The sequence below is a fragment of the Rhizobium grahamii genome (assembly GCF_009498215.1).
Lineage (GTDB): Bacteria > Pseudomonadota > Alphaproteobacteria > Rhizobiales > Rhizobiaceae > Rhizobium > Rhizobium grahamii_A.
In genome coordinates, this window is the sequence record NZ_CP043499.1 from 1,538,562 (window position 1) to 1,559,387 (window position 20,826).

General features: G+C 59.9%; 12 protein-coding genes. 1 reads left to right on the forward strand and 11 read right to left on the reverse strand.

What is annotated here, in order from left to right; genetic code table 11:
* Positions 1–73 precede the first annotated feature (73 nt).
* The 10 genes from FZ934_RS25840 to FZ934_RS25885 all read right to left on the reverse strand — a co-directional run bounded on the left by FZ934_RS25840 (position 74) and on the right by FZ934_RS25885 (position 18,333).
* On the reverse strand, positions 74–1,354 hold the full coding sequence (locus FZ934_RS25840; protein WP_246737948.1) for a tetratricopeptide repeat protein: 1,281 nt from the start codon (positions 1,352–1,354) through the stop codon (positions 74–76).
* Between the two features lie 20 nt (positions 1,355–1,374).
* Positions 1,375–4,251 carry a tetratricopeptide repeat protein gene (locus tag FZ934_RS25845; RefSeq protein WP_194273834.1) on the reverse strand — a complete coding sequence of 959 codons (2,877 nt, stop codon included), beginning with the start codon at positions 4,249–4,251 and terminating at the stop codon, positions 1,375–1,377.
* A gap of 10 nt (positions 4,252–4,261) precedes the next feature.
* A complete protein-coding gene (locus FZ934_RS25850; RefSeq protein ID WP_153273639.1) occupies positions 4,262–4,498 on the reverse strand; it encodes a hypothetical protein in 237 nt (78 codons plus the stop codon).
* Between the two features lie 4 nt (positions 4,499–4,502).
* Entirely contained in the window at positions 4,503–7,463 is a 2,961-nt protein-coding gene (locus FZ934_RS25855; protein ID WP_153273640.1) for an SEL1-like repeat protein, read from the reverse strand.
* Entirely contained in the window at positions 7,460–8,593 is a 1,134-nt protein-coding gene (locus FZ934_RS25860) for an alginate lyase family protein (protein ID WP_153273641.1), read from the reverse strand. Before FZ934_RS25860 ends, FZ934_RS25855 begins: the two co-directional genes overlap by 4 nt.
* A complete protein-coding gene (locus FZ934_RS25865; RefSeq protein WP_153273642.1) occupies positions 8,593–12,294 on the reverse strand; it encodes a right-handed parallel beta-helix repeat-containing protein in 3,702 nt (1,233 codons plus the stop codon). The genes FZ934_RS25860 and FZ934_RS25865 overlap by 1 nt, the downstream gene beginning before the upstream one ends.
* 109 nt (positions 12,295–12,403) lie before the next feature.
* Positions 12,404–13,540 carry an alginate biosynthesis protein Alg44 gene (locus tag FZ934_RS25870; protein WP_246737949.1) on the reverse strand — a complete coding sequence of 379 codons (1,137 nt, stop codon included), beginning with the start codon at positions 13,538–13,540 and terminating at the stop codon, positions 12,404–12,406.
* A gap of 9 nt (positions 13,541–13,549) precedes the next feature.
* A complete protein-coding gene (locus FZ934_RS25875; RefSeq protein ID WP_153273643.1) occupies positions 13,550–15,208 on the reverse strand; it encodes a glycosyltransferase in 1,659 nt (552 codons plus the stop codon).
* A gap of 103 nt (positions 15,209–15,311) precedes the next feature.
* Positions 15,312–16,559 carry a nucleotide sugar dehydrogenase gene (locus tag FZ934_RS25880; RefSeq protein ID WP_432443640.1) on the reverse strand — a complete coding sequence of 416 codons (1,248 nt, stop codon included), beginning with the start codon at positions 16,557–16,559 and terminating at the stop codon, positions 15,312–15,314.
* 715 nt (positions 16,560–17,274) lie between these two features.
* A complete protein-coding gene (locus FZ934_RS25885) occupies positions 17,275–18,333 on the reverse strand; it encodes a glycosyltransferase (protein WP_348649123.1) in 1,059 nt (352 codons plus the stop codon).
* Positions 18,334–18,578: 245 nt separating this feature from the next.
* Here FZ934_RS25885 and FZ934_RS25890 point away from each other — a divergent pair, with 245 nt between their 5' ends.
* On the forward strand, positions 18,579–19,835 hold the full coding sequence (locus FZ934_RS25890; protein ID WP_153273645.1) for a glycosyltransferase family 4 protein: 1,257 nt from the start codon (positions 18,579–18,581) through the stop codon (positions 19,833–19,835).
* Between the two features lie 7 nt (positions 19,836–19,842).
* On the opposite strand, the gene FZ934_RS25895 is transcribed toward FZ934_RS25890, so the two are convergent.
* Positions 19,843–20,817: a glycosyltransferase family 2 protein gene (locus FZ934_RS25895; protein ID WP_153273646.1), complete on the reverse strand. Its 975-nt coding sequence runs from the start codon at positions 20,815–20,817 to the stop codon at positions 19,843–19,845.
* Between the last annotated feature and the right edge of the window lie 9 nt (positions 20,818–20,826).

The following is a 20,826-nucleotide window of genomic DNA, read 5'->3' on the forward strand; positions in this document are numbered from 1 at the left end:
GCATGCCTGCTGTTTACTTACGAGTTCGGGCCATTTTTTCGGTCACACCATTCCAATTCTACGTCGCATAATACTAATTCGAGTTCATCTTCATGATTGCGGCTCGAGCCAATGTATATCCGCTGGATGCAGACCTTTCCAACCATTGCCGGCCGATCCCCGCCTCATCCGCGGTACCTGCATCCAAGATCATCATGCCGAGAAGGTATTGCGCCTCAGCGTCGTTCCGTTTGGCCGCCTGTTCGCGAAAGGCTCGGGCCTTGACCGCCGATTGCTGAACACCGGTGCCATAGTAGTAGGCATTGCCAAGTGCTCTCGCAGCGGAAGGCTGTCCCGCATCAGCCGCTTTCCTCAGAGTGTCGACGATGCGGTCCTTTTCCTGTTGAGCAACGTCCGACCGCCCCAGCGCCTGAGCGAGGTAGTCCGCAGCCGCGGCATCGCCGTTCGAGACAAGCTCTTCGAAAATCGGAATGGCTTCACCTGTAGAGCCCGCATTCCACAAACTCTGCGCAATCGTGAGAAGCGCGACAGGATCCGCCTTGTCGCCGGCGGCACGCAACGCTGAAATCGCCTTGCTTCGAACATCGGCAGGATATCCGGACGCCAAAAGCTGCTTGATCGGTCGACGTGCATCGGCGGGATTGAGCTTTATCGAGCGCACCAGCAGGTCGGCGCTTGTGGCAAGGTCCTCTGGAGTTCCGCTGCCCGCAACGCTCTTTGCAAGCTCCACGTAAAGCTTGGCGCGACGTGGTGCGTCCAGTCGGTCGGCCCAGTTCATCGCTTCCTTGAAATCTTTAGGTGTGCCTCGGCCTTCGGTAAGGGCGATCGCTGTTGCCTCGATACCCTTGCTGTTGCCGACGATCGCCGCCCAGCGGTACCATTTGAAAGCGACTTCGTCATTCTGCGGGATGCCGTCGCCGGAATACTGGATCTCGGCATAAGCGGCGACACAGCTCTTGCAGCCGCGCATGCTCTCAGCCGCGAGAAGACTGAGGACGGAGGGTGCCTTCGGACCGAACGTGTATTCGTTCATGAGGATCGCTTTGGCAAGCAGACGCGTCGTATCCTTGGAAGGCGTGCCGTTCAGTAGAAGCGCGAAGCCATAGTCAAGGTTGCGAACGTTGCGGTTGCGCGATGTCAGCGCCGCGGACGCGATCTCAAGCCTCTTCTGTGGCGGCAGTTTGGCGGCCACCTCGACGCTGGGCCAGCCCTTGGCTGTGCGCATCTCCTCCCAGCTTGAGAACGTCTCGATGACCGGTCTCGGCGTGGGCTTGGCAGGTTGCGAGGCGTTCCCGTCGGCGGCCATCGCGAGGAACGCCAGAACGGTGAAAGTGATTGATCGATGGCGCGTCATTTATTTCATCCTCCCGTCCGTCAGTTCGACAGCTTGGCCGACTTCTCCAGCCACTCCTGGGCGCGCGCTTCGTCGGGCGGCGTCCCAAAGCCGATCTGCAGCGCGATGGCGTATTTCTCGAAGGCTTTTCGGAATCCCGCGTCGGCGGCCTTGGCAACCCACTCGGTGCTTTTCTCGCTCGACTGTTCGAAGCCGTGCGTCCCCGTTGCATAGAAATCGGAGGCCATCAGCATGGCCTGACCGTTTCCGAGCGTCGCGGCTTTCAAAACCCACGTCTTGCCAAGATCCTTGAACGCCGGACTACTATCGGAAAGGCGCAGATAAAGCCTGGCCAGAAGCATGGCGACCTGCGGTGAATTCTCTGCAGTGAGCTTGTTGAGAACGCCTTCGATCTCCTGATCCCCAAGCGTTGGATGGTCGAGTGTTGTCTGCTGCGCCAAGATCATCTTGACGAGACTCTCCAGGGCACCGCCGTCGCCGAGGCGCGCGGCCTTGAAGAGCCACCCGTAGGCTTCTGCCTTGCTGAGGCCGACATCGGTGCCGGCCACATAGAGGCGCCCAAGCTCCCGCATCGCCTCACGCTTGCCGCCTTCGGCAGCCCGCTTCATGTATCCTACGGCTGCCGTCTGTTCGCTCGGCCGTTCATCGCGCAGAAACGCGGCTATCTGGTACTCGATCGCCGGATCGTCGGTGTTTTCGGCAATCAGCGCGTCGAATATCGCCAGGTATTTGTCACGAAACTGCGGAACGTCCTGCAGGGCGAGTGCAAGCTGCACCTTGTCCTTGTCCAGACAGGATGGGCGGTCAAGCACCCCGGAGAGGATGGTCGCCTTGCGGGAGTTATCGGCCTCCACCTCTGCTTGCTTCAACACAACGCGCAGATCGTCCGAGCGAGCCGCGCGATCGAGCCATTGCTGCCAATCCGTGCCGCCACCCTCTGCTGCGGTAACCTTGAGATCGACCAACCGAAGCATCGCGGAGATGCTACCCTTCTGTGCTGCCCGCACGAAAAGGCTCTTGGCCCGGATCGGGTCCGGATCGAGCGCCGGATCATTGTCGACGTAGAGCCGACCGAGCTCATAAAGCACGTCGGCATTCTCAGTCGAAAGCGATGCCTCCAGAAGCGCGCGTGCTGCCGGCGCGTCACGCTCGTCTGACCCGATCGGCACGAGAAGCGCTCTTGCTTCGACCAGTTTTGCGACTGTCGCATCTGCCGCGATTGCCCGCGCACGCCAGGATTGGCTGGCGGCATCGTCGCGGGGCGTCCCGGTTCCGCTGGCGTAGGCGAGACTGAGGCGCATCATGGCTTCAACGTCGCCCTGCTCGGCTGCCTTTTGCAGGTAGGCGACGCCATCGGTCTTGCTCTCGGAGGAGGCTGAAGCAAAGGCCTTGTCGGCAAGTTCCAGAAGGCTCTCGCTGTCACCCGCAGCAGCCGCCTTTTCCAGCCATTCGGCCGCTTTGGCACGGTCCTTTTCAACGCCCTGCCCGCAGGCATAGAGCGCCGACAGTTCTCGCATCGCGCCGGCGAAGCCGGCGTCCGACGATTGCTTGAGATAGTCGATCGGTCCACGGTCGAGTTGGACACCTTCAGGACCGGAGCCAAGCTTGTAGAGGTCAAACGCAGCCTGGGCCGAGCCCATCTCGAACGCGCGCATCTGCACTTTAACGGCACGCGCGCTGTCGGGCGCGCCGCCTAGACCTCGGGCATAAACGACACCCAGTCGCTCCAGCACCTCGGCGGAAACATCGGGCATTGAAGCCGCTTTTTCCAAAGCTTGTCGTTCCAGCGCTGGATCCGGATCTCCACCATAGCTTCCACGATAATAGGCAGCCCGCATCGCGAATGCAGCCACGTTGCCGCGGGAAACCTCTTGCCCGACCAAGGCAAGCCCTTCCTCACGCGCATGTGCGTCGGAAGGAGTGGACAGAAGCATGTCGGCGAGCGCCAGGCTGCTCGCCGCGTGGCCGAGACGCGATGCCGTTCGCAGTAGTTCTGCGGCCTTTTGTCGATCAGCATCGATCCCGTCGCCGCCATCTCGCAGACGCTTGGCGAGGAGCGAGATCGCCCGGACGTCGCCGAGCTTTGCAGCCGCCGCCAGCCATTGTACAGACGCCTTCACATCGCCCTCGCCAATATCAGGGTCGGCAAGAATCTCGGCAAAGCTGGTCAGCGCGCTGCAGTCACCCTTTCCAAGATTTTCGGAAAGCTTGCCGATGATCCGCTGTAACAGCATCCGACCGGCGTCCGGCGTGTCAGCTAGATCAGGGCTCGCGGCATAGAGACGACCAAGCTCAAGTGCCGCGCCGATATCACCGGCATCAGCGGCATTGCGAAGATAGGTCTTGGCGAGAGGGAGGTCTGGAGAAACGAGATCGCCTCTCCTGTAGATCTTTCCGAGAAATGTCCCAGCTTCGATGACGCCGCGCTCATAGGCGGTCTTCTCGGCCTTCACGATCTCCTCAGCATGTCCGGCAGCCACGTCGCTGTCGGCCAGAATACGGCCGTAGAGATAGAGGGCGCGACCGGCACTTGGAAACGATTGCTGACTGAGATAGCGCACGATGCGTTCGGCTGTGGCGGGGCTTCTCGGGTACCGGCTGTAAGGATTGTAGAGCGCCTGAGCATCCTTCAGCATCGCATCCGGGGAGACCTTGGGCGCACCTTTGCCATCCCAGCCGGACCAGTTGCGAGGAGGCGCCGGCACGGCAGGAGCCACGCATATCTGCGAATAGTCGAATTCGGGGCTGACAGGAATCGGGATGGCTTGATCCGCAAGCGCGCTTGCCGCGACAAGAGTTGAGGCGATCGTCGCCGTCACGACAAAGCAGAGTGGTATTCCGCCACGCCGGAATGCGGCCAATCGCTTCAGTGCTCGTTGCTCGTCGATCCTACCCATCTCGAACGCCTCACTCGTCTGAACTATCATCCCTGTTACGCATTGCCCGGGTCTGCGCCCGTACCATTTCGTCCAGCTTCATCAGCAGCAACCAGTTCTGAATGCTCTCCAGGTCCGTCTTTCGCCCCAGAGGCATGATGATTGCCATGCAGGCGAGGACGCGGGCATTCATGTCTCCGTCCCCCGGCAAGCGCCACCCGACCTGCGTTGGTCGCGGTTTGCGCTTGCGGAACGTGATGCTACGCATCCGTTCACTCTTCCACGCCATCATCCTCGACCTTCTCGTGAGACGCCGAGGACGGTAAGTCGGCGCCAAGTCCCATTTTTCCAAGCAGTTTTCTGGACTGAACGTGCCGCTGTGCGCTCGCGCTGCGCAGCCATTCGACAGCGGCTGCGTGACCTTCAGGCGTCGCCTCCGCCTGACGATCCAACGCCATATGAAACATCGCGCTTCCGCTGCCGGTCTGGGCCGCCTTCAATTGCCAGGCTTGCGCCTTCGCGATGTCCTTCGGCACGCCTGCGCCGTATCGATAGGTATCAGCAAGGCGCATCATCGCCACCGGCGCTTCCGGCCCCGTGGTGCCTGCGGCCCTCTCGAGCCACAGGATGCCGGCCGCGGCATCCCGAACGGTGCCGTATCCCGATAGCAAGGCGGTCCCGGTCGAGATCATCGCGGACACGTCGCCGCTGCGGGCTCCGCGCATGGCAAAACGGAAGCTCTTCGCGCTGTCGACATCAGGGCCGATTGCGGAGCTGTAAGCCTGAGACAGATCCTGCCAGGCGAAGACAAAACCACGTTCGCCAGCAGCACTCAGAAGCCGGATCGCACGATCATCGTCGCGCACAACACCACTGCCCTCGAGATAGGCAAGCCCCAGGTCCCGCGTCGCCATGCGGCTGCCGGCCTCGGCGGAGATGGTGAGATAGGCGGCTGACTTTGCAAGATCGCGATCGACACCCCTGCCCGTCCGGTACGCATCGGCCAACCGGACATTGGCTGCCCTGTTGTCCGGATCATCTGCGAGGGCCTGCCGATAATAGCTGACCGCCTTTTCCTGATCCTTCTCGACGAACTTGCCTTCCATGTAGACATCGCCCAGCTTCAGGCTGGCGTCGATATCGCCGCGCGCAGCTGCCTGCCGCAAGACTTCCACACCTGTCGCTACATCCGTGAGAGAGCCCTTGCCTTCGATGTAGGCGACCGACAAAGCGACGCTGGCGCCCGGAACGTCGATGTCGGCAAGCTCGCGCAGGATCGAGACGCCTCGAAGGTTGAGCTTCAGATCCGCGGTTTCCAGCATGGCGCTGGCGAGGTTTATCTTGTCCTGCGGGCGCTGCCCTGAATGGCTCAAAGTCTGCTCCAGCCACTCCTTGCCGACATTCGTGTCGCGCGCACGCTCGGCGAGAAACCGATAGAGTTCCACGGCTGCCTGACTATCATCCTTGCGGGCGGCCACGGTGAGGCAATCGATCGCCTCGTCCATCTTGCCGTTCGCCTTCAGGAAACGCGCCATTGCGAGAACGGCTTCCTTGTTGCCGGCAGCGACCGTATCGGCAAAGAGCTTGCGAGCATTGGCGAGACCGTTCTTCGGATCCTGCGAGACATAGAGGTTGGCCAGTTCCACCAGAGCGTCCGTCGCTCCGGCGGCCAGAGCCTGCCGATAGAGCGGGATTGCCTTCTGGACGTTAACCGCGACGAGATCGCCGTCTGCATAGGCCCGTGCCAATCGTAGCAGGGCATTCTTCGAACCAACCTCGGACGCGCGAAGGAGATAGGGAAAAGCCTGCTTCCTGCGATCAGTATCGGGAGATACGAGATAGAGACCTGCGATGCGCTCCAGCACTTCGGCGGACTGGTTTACAGACAGGGCATGCTTGTAGTAGCTCTCGGCCTTCTCTTCGTCGACAGCTCCGCCGACGCCTTTGGCGGCCAGATCACCGAGCAGCAAGTCGGCGGTAGCGCTTTGGTTTTGCGCCACAAGGCTAAGCTTTTCGGACGCAAGGGCATAGTTGTCTGGCGTACGGAGCGACGGCGAACTTATGAGTGCTTTCACAAAGCGCGTCAGCGCCGCGTTGGAGCCGCGCTCTATGCCCAGCCGGAAGATATCAAGCGCACGCCGGCGGTCGGTGAGAACACCACTGCCATCCTGAAAACTGTCACCGACCCTGATAAGATCATCGACGTCGACGATCGCGCCGCCGATTGCTGCTGCGTAGAGATCATCGGACGCCCGTTTCCTCTGTTCGAAACTCTCTCCGGCTCCCTCCAACCTGTAGAGAACAGCCGTTGCGTCCTTCGCCTCGAGGAGCCTGGCGATCCACTGCTCATAGATCGACGCCGGCACATCGAGAGATCCGGCGTCCGTATAATCGCGCACCATCTCCTGAGCTGCTTCCAGACTTCCGGCGTTCGCCGCGGCCGCGTACTGAACAAGTGCCGCTTGCCGGTCGAATGTGCTGCTTTGTGGCGCGGCCAAAAGTCTCGCAACCCAAACAGGCGCTCTGTCACTGCCGAGTTCCGCTGCTTTCCGGTACCAGTCCAAGGCGCTCTTCTGATCTTCAGGCCGCGGTGGCAGGCCGCGATAATACGCGCCCAACTCAAAGGCTGCATCCGCATCACCCTGAGCAGCGCGCTGAAGGAGGACGTTCAATCCGAACGTATTCATTGCCCGCGCCTGATCGGCGCCGGTGTCAGGCAACTTCGCAAGCGCGAAGGCAGCGGATGCATCCCCGAGGCGAAACGCAAGGTTCAGAGCCTCACGAGCCTCCTGCGCCTTTCCCGCGACCGCGGCCAGCTGCTGTCCCTTGAGATATGCCGCCGACGCATCCCCGACCTTCGTCGCCTCGTCGAGGAGAACGAGCGCTCGGCCGGTATCAATCGGCCCGCCCTCACCGACCAGCAGCATCTTGGCAAGCATCACCTTCGCTTCGACCGGAGTAGCGCCAGCCAGCGAAACGGCGCTCTCGAGAACCTGGCGCGCCGCGATGTAGTCCGGGATCCTCAATGGGTTTGCGACAGATACCGCCGAGCCCGACCGCAACTTCTTCGCCAGCTTGACGAGGCCTATTCCATCCCGGTCCTGAACAAGCTCGTTGATCTGCACCCCGATCGGCTGATCGCTCGGGGCGGCAATTCCGTTTGACCGGGAGGTCAGCAGAAGCGCCGTTGCCAACAGCAACGCCATCGGGAGATGTCGCCGCAGCCCTCTCATGATCGGCTCCAGAAACATGTGGCGTTGCCACCGATGAATTCGTCGATCAACGGCCGCTCGTCGCTTCCCTCACGCGCCAGCAAGGCAGCGGACCGGCGGAGCGCATAGCTGTCCGGCTGGCGGACGGCCAAGGCCTCGAGGAAGGCCAGATAGTGACGCCCATTGCCCCGGTTCTGCAGGAACCCGAAATCCGTCTTCATGAAGTCTTCCTCAGGTCCCGGAATGTAGTTTTCCGCTGCATAAGCGTTAACCATGATCGGGTTCGTCAGACCATTCATCCAAAAGGACAAGATCGTGGTAAAGGATCGCCGGTCGCCTGTGTCGCCGACGGTTTCGCGCAGCAGGTCGTCGCCGTGCCCAGCCGCGACTTCCCCCATGACAGTCATGCTACTCAGCGATTGACGCATGTACCAAAGGGACCGCGAGCCGCGCCGTGTCTCAAGCGGCAGACTTCCGTCGCCCCTGGAGTCGCTGAGGATTGTATGGAAGCGGTCCATCCCCTTCCGATACAGAGCCTCGTCGCCGATCATGCTGCCCCAGGTCATCAGAACGCTGTCGGCAAGATAGCGGTGGTTGTTGAGATCGACATCGCCGTCGAATGTCTGGTCGATGCGGCGCACCAGCGGATCGATCCACGCTTCTACGCGCTTGCTCTCGTCAGCTGTCAGGTCGTCGCGGATGATCGAAAAGGCGACGACAGTCGGCAGCAGCAAACGTTTGAGCGCATAGTAGGCGTCGTGCACCTGTTCGGTCTGCGCGAAGGCGCCGGCGTCGGCCCACTTCAGGAGGAGGGCTTTCAATGATGACTCGGCGTTCCGATCGCCGGCAAGGGCACGGCCCGACAACACCATCGTCGCCCAGGCATAGGCCGCGCCCGAGCGATCCGTGCCGTATCCCTGCGTGCTCGAAAGTCCCTTGATCACCTCGAGGTGCCCCCACGCGGGATCGGCTTCTATTGCGAGGCACGCCTTACGCGCATCCGAGGCGGAATCCTGCGCGAGAAAGGCCTTGCGCGCGGCCACATCGAACAGGCCGCGATAAGACTGGGGGGCCTGCGCCGCAGCCGACACGGCGCCGGCAAGCAAAAGGGAGAACCCTCCAACGACGGCAATCAGTTGATTCCGGGCCATCACGTATCGTCCTTCTTGCCGTGGAACGCACCGAACTGGACGGATCCCCGTTGTTCCGTGCATGTCCCAGGACCCTTGCTGTCGAAGAACAGCGGATCGTCGCGGCCGATCAGGCCGGCATCACGGAATGTGCAGATGTCGGCTGGCGGCCGCTGCGGGCGGCATGTGGACGAGATCGCAACGTCGGTTTGTCCGGCAAGCCGCAGCATGTGCCCTTCGAAGGGTCGAGCATCTCCGCCCAGAAGCCTGCCTTGCTGGTTGACGAACTGATTGCCCGCAAGGGTGATCCCCGATACGCCGGCGACCTTGATCCCGTTGCCGTTTGCAGAAATCACGTTATCGACCGCAGCAAATGTGGTCAGCGGCACATAGGGGTCGATCGCGAGATCGCGTTTGTGGTCCGTCTGCACAAGCGTGACATTGCTGATGTAGCCGCCGATCGCCTCCAGCTTGTTGTTGGTTATCCGGTTGTCATGGATGGCGACGTCCCAGCTGTTGCGGACGCGAATGCCGGATCGGCCATTGTCGAAGAAGGCGTTGTTGAAGGCCAGATTGCATGCGCTTTCGAAGAAGGTGAGACCGTCCTGTTTGTTCTCGAAGGCGGTGTTGCCATAGATCAGATTGCCGACGCTGGAGCGGTCGAGCATGAGGCCGGAGCCGTTGTTGTGAAATGCGACGTTGCCGACTTTCCAGCTGTCGTCGACGTTTCGCGAGATGATGATGCCGTGCTTTATGATCGTGTCATGCGCCGTATTCAGCGCGATCAGCAGGCGGCGGGATCGGTCGTGCGGGTCGATGGCATAGAGAACGTTGTCGTCATATTCGTTACCGACAAGCGAAATGTCATCGGCTTCGTAGGAGTAGAAGCCGTATTCGAAATTATGAAAATAGTTGTCGACCACGATGCCCGTCGGCCGGCGGGTGTCTTCCTTTGTCTCGCTTGCCCATTTCGGCCCGGCCGAAAACGACAACCCGAACGACTTCGGAGCCGCGTATCCAAGAGAGTCCAGGATCGAACCACCGATGTAGGTTTCGGAATTGCTCCAAGCGACGATGAAGGGGCGAAAAATGGTTCGCTTGTCCTTGTCGGAATGGCGAGGCTGCTGCAGTTGCTCGTCCCATGACGTGACTGTCGTGTCCTGAATGTATAGCTTCCCAGCAACGATCACGAACGCGCCTGCCGTGGCGGAGAGGCGATATGTCGAAGCTTCCTCGCCCGATAGGATGAGCGACGCGCCTTCACCTACAAGTATGGGTGCCCGAAGGGTGATGATGTCGCCTTGCCTTTCGACGAGGCGCATGCCGCTGACACTGTCCAGTTGATCGGCGAGACTGCCGAGCGTGTAGGTGCCGCTCTGAACCACGATGATGCGCGGGAAGAGCATGCCCTGCGCACGGGCGGCATATGAGAGGCTCGTCGAACCGTCCTGAATATCCTCGACGAATTTTCCAAGATATGGGCTCAGATTCCCGAGAGTCAGGGCGACATGCCCTGGCACCGGCAAGGGAAGCATCGCCCGAATTGTGTCCGCACCTTTGGACAGGTCGGGATAGCCGTATGTCGCAAAGTCACCTGCGCCGGGCGATCCCTTCCGAAGCTGCATCCGCCCGTCTGAAAGCAGGGCTGCGGAGGTTGCAGCGGGAGATCCTGAAGCAGCGGCGGACGCCTTTTGAACCCAGTGCTTGAAATCGGACGGCTGGCCCTTGCCGGAACCAAATCCAAGACGATCGAGCTGGCGCAACTGCGCTTCCGCAATCGCGCGGAAGGTGCGCACCCGCAGCATGGTGTCTTGTATTTTTGCCGCGCCGAGAACCGCCTGCTTCACATAATTCGGATCTGCCGAGGCCGCGATCATGACGTCAGCCGCCAGCCCTTCGTCCGTGGCCGCCTTGCTTGCTTGGAAATAGGCGACCGCACTTGAAGCGTCGCCTGAAAGCGCCGCCCGGCTGGCAATTCGCCCGACGGCCTTGGCCTTCAGTTTCTCGTCGGAAATCTTCTCCGCCATCTGCTTGGCGCGATCGATTTGTCCGGCCTTGGAGAAGTAATCAACGATATCAAGGAGCCGCTGATCCCGCTCATGGGAATCGTCTATCTTGCCGACATAGGCAACGACCTGATCGACAACTTTTCCTTCTCCACCAGCCTTGCCGGAGATTTCCTTCGCGACGCGCAACAGAGCCTCAACCTTGTATTGCGGTTCCGCGATTGACGACGCCAGGCCGAGCGCATCATCGACCTGCCCGTTGCGCGCCCAAGCCCGAGCGATCTCGGACTGGACACGCCCCTTGTCCTCGGCATCACCTATGCGCTCCGCGATCTTGACCGCATCGTCGACATCGCCGGATTTCGCCTTCGCCCGTCCGATCCCCGATAGCGCCTGCTCCTGATCCTTAACCAGAGCGATCCTCGGCAGGAGCGCCTCGGCTTCCTTGACATCCCCGGCATCCGCGAAGGCCTTTGCGAGATTACCCAATGCGTTGGAGGCATCGCGCTCACCGCCGAGTTCGTCGGCAAGGCCTTTCGCTTCGTCGAGCAGCTTGAGATCGGTCGAGCTACGCAAGGCCGAGACCAATGCGGCCTGCTTTTCATCACCATTCAAGCTCTTGGTCATCGCAAGCGCGCGCTGGTACTGCTCTTTCGCCATGGCCGACAGGCCGCGATCGTTCAGCTCCGACGCCAGGGTAAAATCGATCTCGACGAGCCCCGGTCCCGCTTCCATGTTCGCGGTCATCGCCGTGGCATCGACCAAGCGGTTGGCGTCGATACGGTCCTTCACGATCCGAATGATCAGGTCTTCCTGATCGCTGCGATCGGCAAGGCTGGTCGCGAAGATCGGCAGCAGATTGACTGCATTGGCTTTCAACGCCGCAGTCAGGACGTCATTGACCGCATCCGCCCGCTTTTCGGCCGCCTCCGGGTCGATCGCCAGCGCCCAGAGCAACGCGGCCTCCAGCTTGCCAGCCTTCAACGACGACTTGGCGGCCGCAAGGATGGCGCCAGCGTCGGCTTCCTTGACCTTCTTGCCTCCGATCGTCTCCTTGTCCAGAAGGCGCAGAGCGACATCGTAGCGAGCGTAGCCCCGCATCCGCGCCGGCCACATGCCAGCGATCGTCCGGTTGACGATCGTGGAGCCGATCTCCGGTTCCACGGATGCGGCGACTTGCGCAATGTTGTTGAGCGCAGCGTTCTTCTCGTCGAGATCCGAAATCTGCGTGCTTGCATCGATGGCCCGCTGGAGGAGACCCGCAGCGGCATCATGGTCACCGGCGAGCTGGCGTGCATAGCTGGACAGGGCGGAAACCTTGAGACTGGGAGTCGTCAGGCTTTCGGTCAGTTCCTCCACGCTCGTGCGCAATGCAACGCGCGCATCGGGATCGTCCATCTTGCTCTCGAGCTGCGACAGCGACGCGCTCAAGGCGCCAATCGTCAGAATATCGCCGTTGATTCCGTCATCCTGCAGCTCAGACAGCGCGGCCTTCGCTTCGGGTAAACCATCAGCTGCGAGCGCGGACAGAGACATCCAATGTTCGTGCCCGTCATTGTAAGCGGCCAGTCGCTCATCCATCGTCTTTGACCGGTCGGCCTGGAGAACTGACTGCCTGATGTCGTCCACCAGGGCCGGCACATCGGCCCCAGCGGCGAATGCCGACCTCTCCAGTGGGCTCATCGACAACAGCACCCCGGCCGCCCAAATGAGCATGGTTCTGCCAAGGCCCCATTGTTTGCAGATCTGACGCATTTACCTGCCCTCGCTATTCCCTGGATATCGGCCTCACTCCCAGTCCGCCCCGACAACGGGGCATTGCTTGCTATCCCTCCGAGCCAGGTCGCGACCGGTTCTCTGCCGGTACGGATGTCACGATACGCTTAGGATCGACCGATGGGCTCGCGCCGGTCCATGGTGCCTGAACGAACCGGACGGTTACCGGTGCTCCCACGATCGCGTTGAGATCCGCGCCATCGACGTCGATGTTGACCGGAAACTTTCGGCCGGACGCCAGGTCTGCACCGGAGATCTTCGGCAACTCTCTGATTTGTGCATCCGAGAGCCGGCCGCCTTGCGGCAGGTCGACGACCACGTCAGCACCTTTGTAAAGCCGCAGTGCCTGGCCGTAATCCACCATCGCCACCACATGAGGCTTGGCATCGTGCATGCTGAGAGACAACAACGGCTGACCGGCGCGAACCTGCGTATCGACATCGGCTTGCGCTTCCTGAACCACGCAGTCGCAACGCGAGAATACGGTTACGCTTCGGCCGTTCGCACTTGGCAGGATCGTCGCGACGGGATCGCCCGCTTTGACGGCACCGCTCTTGACGATGTTCGTCAGCATACCGTCCGTAGGTGCGACCACCGCCGACGCATCAATCGCAACCAGCGACTCCTCCGCGCGGAAAGTCCAGAGCTTCTGGTAAAGCGACGCGCCCAGGAACACGAGAAGTGCCACCCCTGCAGCTGCCGTCGCCACGATGCGCAGCGACTGGACGACTGTTGCTTTAACTTTTTCGGCGGGTGCTTTTGCCGGCGGCGCCGCGTCCTTCTTGCGCGCCTTGGTGTCGATCATGCGGCTGGAAAAATCGAGGACTTCGTTGGCGGCGACAAGGTCGCCCGTCAGATAGCAATCTCTGACGTATCGAAAGAAGCGAAGGTTGCTCTCGGTCGGAGAAACATATTGGAGACCCGTGCGCCCCTTGTTTGCATCGCTGTAGCGGATCTGCGCGTTGACCTTCATGGAAATGACAATGTCGCCGAACGGAAACTCCAGCTCGATCGGGAATGTCTCGAACTGAGGAAAAACAGTGCGCCCGGTGGCCACGCCAACGCCACCGACAGACCAATCGAGGCAGCTGTAGCGATAGCCATCAATGATGCATTTCAGCGGCAGCTTGTAGCGCTGATGCTGACGTTGGGTGTCCGCTTCGAAACTGACAACATTGATACTCATGGGAACCCCTCACTTTAACATGTTCGACTCGTAGACCAGGGAAAAAGTCCTTGCCTCCGGAATGGGCAGTTGGCCCAGGAGCAAGGCAACAAACGTGATGAAGCAGAGAAGCGAGCCGACATGCAGCGCGCTTGATGCAAACTCTCGCGAAAACATCTGAAGGCGGCTTCTGTTGTCTGCCAATGTCGTCTTCTGACGAGTCCATCTCTGCTTGTTGAGATGGAAGAAGATGTAGGTCTTCACCAGAGAGCCGTAGACCTGATTGAAATAGATGAAGAACGGATAGAAGGCCGAGACGCGCGGTCGAGAATTCAGGAGCAGAAGCGTCTGCAGATAGCGCGTGACCAAGATCCAAAGCAGGTAGACGAGGAACGCCGTCGGCGTTTCGAAGATGCCGATCAAGAGCACCATCGCGACGCCCGCCAGCGAGGTCCACATCGATATCCTCTGATCGAGAATCGTCCACCATGTAAACCAGCCGATCCTTGTAGGACCGAGTGCCAAGGCACGGCGGTTGGTACGCAACATGTTTCCGAACCAACGGACCATCAATTGCGTCGCGGCCGGCAGAAACCGGGTCGACGGTGGTTCCTCGACGGTCGCAACGACGACATCGGGAACGTAGAGCATGCGGTAGCCGTTGCGGAGCAGCCAGAACCAACTGGACTTGTCGTCGCCCGTCAGGAATTTCAGCCTGCCGAAACGCCAGTGATCGAGGTAGTCGGCTTCGACCTGCCGTACGAAATCCGGATCGCAGATGATCGAGGCGCGGAACATCGACATCCGTCCGGTCAACGTCAGCACCTTGCGAGACAGGCCATTCGACGACATCAGGATGTGGCGCTGCGCGAAGCGAAGGCTGTACCAGACGTGAAATTTCGCATCACCATGGACAAGCGACCGCTCATCGGTCGTCAACGCTCCGACTTTGGCATCAGTGCGAAAGAAGCCTGCGCACTTGCTGACGAGATCGACCGGAATGATGGAGTCGCCGTCGATGACCGCGACCATATCGTCGGGCTTCGGGTCCTGGTGCGAGATCGCACGGAATCCATAGGCGAGCGCATCGCGCTTGCCGCTGCCTTCGATACGCGTGATAACCAGACGAACACCCGATGCCTGGCCGCAAATCAATCGGTGCAATTGTCGGATCAATCGCTGGTCGGCCATTTCCACGATCGAGGCGACAACAGTCGCTCCACCTGAAGCCTGCTTCGCCGCCTCGAAGACCGCCCGATAGACCTGGGCTGTCGTGTCTCCATCGATACGAAAACTCGTCACCAGAAAGTAGACATGCGGGTCGCCGCCTATGCTACGGCGGGCACGAAGCGCCGCATCAGCGTTGGCCCGCATCCGCGGGAACACAATGAAGCGGTAAATATTGGAGCGGAGGAAATGGAGGAGGCCCCAGCCGTAGCGCCACACCGCGAGAAATCCGAGGCCGACAAGGGCGCCGGAGTGGCTCCTCCAGAGATCCTCTGCCGGGACGATCCACGCCACGAACACGACGAGTGCACCGTAGAGCAGATGAGCCTCAAGCGTCTCGCTCCAGGAAACGAGCGACGCGCCGGCAACCGAACGCCGATCACTGCCGTCGGTCGCGTCCTGGGCGACCGGGGTAGCTATAACGCCACCTCCTCCATCATCGTATTTCGCATGCTCAAGCATCTGCCCCTGCCATCACACATCACGGGTTCTGTGGGCCGCCGCAGCCCACTTTTTATGCTGTAAACCAGAGCTTACGGCCTCGTGCCGATGGCCCGGACCTGCGCTACCAGCACAGGCCGTGGTAGATTATGTTCCTGTTCTGCGGTGTTTCGATGCGCGTCAGATCGATGACCACCAGCGGTTTCTTTGCCGCCTCGATCGCCTCCTTGAGGCCCGGATACTTGTTGCCGATAACCACGACCGAAGACGCCGCCAGAACGTCCTCTATGCTGCCACGCAGCAAAGGCGCGACGTGCTTGAGGAAATTGCGGCCCTCGCTCGGAGTCCTTGCGACATTCGGGTCGTAGACCGCGATCTCCTTGCCCTTGCCGAGGAAGCTTTCGACCAGTTCCAGCAAGGGGCTTTCCCTGAGATCGTCGGTGTCGGACTTGAACGTGATGCCGACGAAACCGATCCTTTCCTGGTGGGCGGTATCGATGAGCGAACGCGCATGTTCGATCTGTCCGGCATTGGCGATGCGGGCCGCATCCAGCACCGGCGTCGGCACGTTCAATATCCGGCCGAGCGCCGTCAACGCACGAAGATCTTTGGGAAGGCAGGAACCACCATAGGCAAAACCCGGCTTCATGTAGGCGCGGGATATGTTGAGGCGGGTGTCTGAACAAAGCACATCCATGACGACATGGCTGTCGATGTTTTTTGCCTTGCAAAGGTTGCCGATCTCGTTCGAGAAGCTGATCTTCACGGCATGCCAGCAGTTGTTGGCATATTTCACGATTTCCGCGCAGCGCATTGCCACGACATGCGGTGTCACAGGAATGTGGCTGACTAGTGCTTTCAGCGCTTCGATCGACCGGCTGTCGCCATCATACTGCCCGAACACGATCGCACCGGGACGATAGTAATCCGCGATCGCCGTGCCTTCGCGAAGGAATTCGGGATAGTATGCGACACCGAAGTCGCGGCCTGCGGTCTTCCCCGACACGCGTTCCAGGGTCGGCACAACCAGCTCTTCCATGGTCCCCGGCAGGATCGTGGATCTCATCACCACGACATGAAACGCCGACTTGTGTTTCAGCGCCTTGCCGATGTCCTCGCAGACCTGACGCACATAGTCGGTATTCAACGTTCCGTCAGGAAGACTTGGCGTTCCAACACAGCATAGGGAGATGTCCGTATTGCTGATGGCGTCTGCCACCGACTGCGTCGCGGAAAGCAGATCGCTGTGATGACCGTGATCCAGAAGCTCTGCAAGGCCTGGTTCCACGATGGGCGCCTGGCCCTTGGCCAGACGTTCGACTTTAAACTGATCGGGATCGACTGCAACGACTTGGAATCCGTCATTGCTCAAGCAAGCAGCCGAAACACACCCCACATAACCGGCACCAAAAATGCTGATACGCGAATTGCTAACGTCAGGCGCTACTGCGGGATAAAAATTGTCCAGTACCGCAGCCTTCGAATTCTGCGAAAGACTGGCGGGATTCAACTCAATTTCCATAATAGACCTCGTCTGCGCACAGATTAACACTCCGGCGCACTACACGCGCCAGTTCAACTGCCTGCGGTCTAAGGAGTCCCCACTAGGTGATATTTTCGGACGTCTTTTTTGTTATGAATTGATGCTAAGCGCAAAAATTTATGTATGCAATAGTCAAAAATTAACCAATACTAATATGGACGGGCGGCGTTGCAATAGAGCGACAACTCTACGGAAAATCAAATACTTAAGACCATATTTCGGGGCGCCAGACGACTTTTGCACCGGGTTTCCTGCAATTAGACTCGCTCTGTTCATGCCACCAGTTGGCAGCTTTTGCCTGCCCTACGCTACGTTAGTCGCCGACTGATCGCCATATCCTTCACCAGCATGTACCTGAAATATAATCGCTTTTCGTTCCAACTCCGGGCCGCTTACTGACAGTGCCGGTCGCTCTTGACAACTGCTTTCAGGAGCTTTCGGGGCTAGCCCGCCCTTTGGAAGTAAAGGTGTTCATTAAAATGTATTAGAAGGGCGCCAGTACATCCTTCAATTTGCGGTAGAACGTTTTTTAGCGCGACTTTACTTACTTGTACTCAATGATGGTCTGCAACCTGCCAGCAAGGAGGTTAGCGTAGAACTTGAACACCCCTTGCATCTCGGCAAACTTTATAAGGCTGTCGAACAGCGCGTTGCGCCAGCTTTCCCGCCGGAACAGACCTTCCCGCCACGCTTGTCTGATGATCTGAAGCGGGTACAGGATCAACAGTGATGGATCCATCGTCGCCAACGCGGTCAGCGGGAGGCAGCAGGCCCAGAAGACGATCCGCACGACATCCTTTTTCCAGATGGCGCAGGCGGATTTGCGATGCAGATAGGAGACCTGCGCAAAGGCATGACCGCCACGAACCGACCGGCGCCACCATTGCTTGAAGCTGTGCATGTCGACGTCATGCCGCGACATCTCTCCATCCAGCCGCCATATACGCCAGCCCTTCTCCCGAAGCCGCACGCACATCTCGGATTCTTCGCCGGCGATCAGCCAGTCCCTGTATCCTCCGACGTCGCGAAGTGCTGATATGCGCATCATCACATCGCCGCCGCAGCCGTAGATCTCACCGGGACGTCCCTTCCAGTCGCGATCGACAAGCGCGTTGTAGAGCGTTCTTTCCGGAAATTTCTCGCGGCGGTTGCCATAGGCGGCGACAGCCGTGGAATTCGCAACGAGGAACGATCGCGCGCGCTCCAGCCATCCCTCCTGCAGTTGGCAATCGCCGTCGATGAACTGCACGAACTTGAGATCAGGCCATTGCTCGATCAGCGTTTCCAAACCCTTGTTGCGCCCGCGCGCGGCCGTGAAAGGAAGGCTGTCATCCAAGGCAACTGCAATTGCGCCAAGGTCGCGGGCGCGCTCGACGCTGCCATCCTTGGAGCCCGAGTCCACGTAGACGATACGCGACACCCGGCTTTTCAGCGAAACCAGACAATCGACCAGGCGCTGCCCTTCGTTTCGTCCGATTGCGACGATCCCGACATCGGAAAGCTCTCCGTCGCCATCCCTGATTTCTAAGGAGCTTTTTCCCTCTTCAAGGGAAGCGACCGGCGAACTGTCGTGCAGATCAAATTTGGCAATGCTCGTCATCATACTCAACGAAGCGCTCTACGCGAAGCCAACCCGGCAGCTGGGATGTCGCCTGAAAAGTTCACGCCTGTCATAACTCTGACTGCTAACGTAGCGACCATGAATTGACTATAGAGAGCGAAGGCCAACAGTGGGATACCGCCTTTCGGCTGGAACCGCGGCCCGATTTTCTCCTTTTGGATAAATTAAGCGACGAGCGTGATGTTGCTATAGATGATCCAGCAGTAACGAGTGTCGGCGGGTTGTCCATGAGGATCGCGTATCTAACGAACCAGTACCCCGCCCCGAGCCATACGTTTATCCGCCGCGAAATTGTCGCCTTGGAAAAGCGGGGACACTCTGTTTTCCGCTACGCGATACGCCCGTTTTCCGGCGTGCTGAGCGACCTTGAAGACATTGCGGAGCAAGGACGAACTTCCTACCTGCTCAAGCAAGGTACGGGCAAATCCTTTGCGGCTTTCGTGTCGACGCTTCTTTGTCATCCTGCAGGCATGGGCAGAGCGGCCAGGTTGGCTTTTCGTCTTGGTGCTCTGCCGGGCGGCAGTTTTCCGCGCCACATTATCTATCTTGCGGAAGCAATGATCCTTTCGAAGTGGTGCCAAGAGCAGGGCATAGATCATCTGCATGTCCACTTCGGCACAAACCCGGCAGCAGTCGCCGCATTGGCAAACGCAATTTCCGGCGTGCCATTCAGCTTTACCGTTCATGGCCCCGAGGAGTTCGATCGACCACGAACGATCGGGCTCGGCCTTAAGGCTCGCTCCGCGTCCTTCGTGATCGGTGTCAGCTCCTTCGGGCGCAGCCAACTGATGCGGTGGACCGGAACCGATGACTGGCACAAGTTGCATGTCGTTCGCTGCGGACTGGATGAGCGCTATCGTCAGGAGCCAACAGTTCCTGTCCCGGAAGAGCGCCGCCTCGTCTGCGTTGCACGTCTGGGCGAACAAAAGGGACACCTTGTCTTGTTGCAGGCTGCAGCACACGTCAGGCGCGACGGTATATCCTTCAAGCTTGTTCTTGCCGGAAACGGGCCTCTGCGCAGCGAAATCGAACGAGAGGTCAAAAGGCTGTTGCTGGAAGATGTGGTCGATCTGATTGGCACGGTCGACCAGGATCGGGTGCAGGCCGAGATCGCCGCATCAAGAGCGATGGTGCTCGCAAGCTTCGCCGAGGGGCTGCCGGTCGTGCTGATGGAGAGCATGGCGCTTGGGCGGCCGGTTATCTCGACCTATGTCGCCGGAATACCCGAACTGGTCCAGTCTGAGAATGGCTGGCTTGTCCCGGCCGGGGACGTCGACGCACTCGCTGACGCCATGAAAGCGGCACTTACGGCGGAGACCGCTACGCTTGCCACGATGGGTACGCTTGCCCGCAAGCATGTTCTTGCCCGGCACGATATCTCGCAGTCGGCCGCGCAGATCGAAGAGCTGATCGTCCGCGCAGCAGAGGCTCGCGCTTCTGGGCTGGTCGCAGCCGCCTCGCTGCAGCTTCAGACCGACAGCTAACTTACCTTCAGGATTGCTTCGCTTTTGAAGTCGCGTGATGGACGAAATCGCGCAACAGATGCGGAGGATGAGGGTAATGCTCGCGCTTGACGACCGATTTCACGCGACCGAGCAGATTTCCGGCAAGCCAGCAGGAATCGGCGATCGCTGTGTAGGTTCTGCCGTGGTTCTTGGTGAAGTAGCGCCGCCGAGACTCGAACCAATAGGCCGGCAGCCGTCTTGGCGCTACGTCGCGCTCCGTTACACCGGTCGATTGCCCCACCAGATGGATCACGCGGCTCTGCGGTACGTGCCAGCATTCCCAGCCTTCGCGGGCAGCGCGGAGGCAGAAGTCGACCTCTTCGTGGTAGAGAAAGTACTCTTCGTCGAGCTGACCGATCTTCTCGAGCAGGGTGCTTCGGATCAGGAAGCTCGCACCGGAGACCCAATCGACGCGGACGGCCTCCGTTGGGGTATCCAGAACTACGCGCCAGCGATCCAGCAATTTGCTCACGAGACCGAACCGAAACTCGCCCTCGAACTGGGCCACAGCCGTGGGAAATCGAAATGCGCACGCCTGCGGCGTGCCATCCGGATCCTCAAGCCGACTGCCCGCAATGCCGGCCGAGGGATGCTCATCCATAAACGCGACAAGCGTGCCGATGCTACCGGCGCGCGCCACGGTGTCCGGATTCAGCAGGTGCACGTATTCAGCGCTTCCGTATCGTTCTTTCAGGTGATCGATCCCTCGGTTATTGCCGTAGGAGAAGCCACCGTTCGTCTCCAGCGGCAGAAGATCGATCCTGTCCTGCCACTTGTTTTCGACGATTGCCGTCTCGAGTTTCTGCGCAGATCCATCGCCGGACGCGCCGTCGACGACAACGATGCGCGTTCGCTCCGGCACGCCTTCCGGCTGCATCAGCGAGTGCATGCAGTCGATGACGAGATCCGCGGTCCGATAGTTGACGATGACGACGAAAAGCTTGTGATCGTACTCAACCATGACAAATGC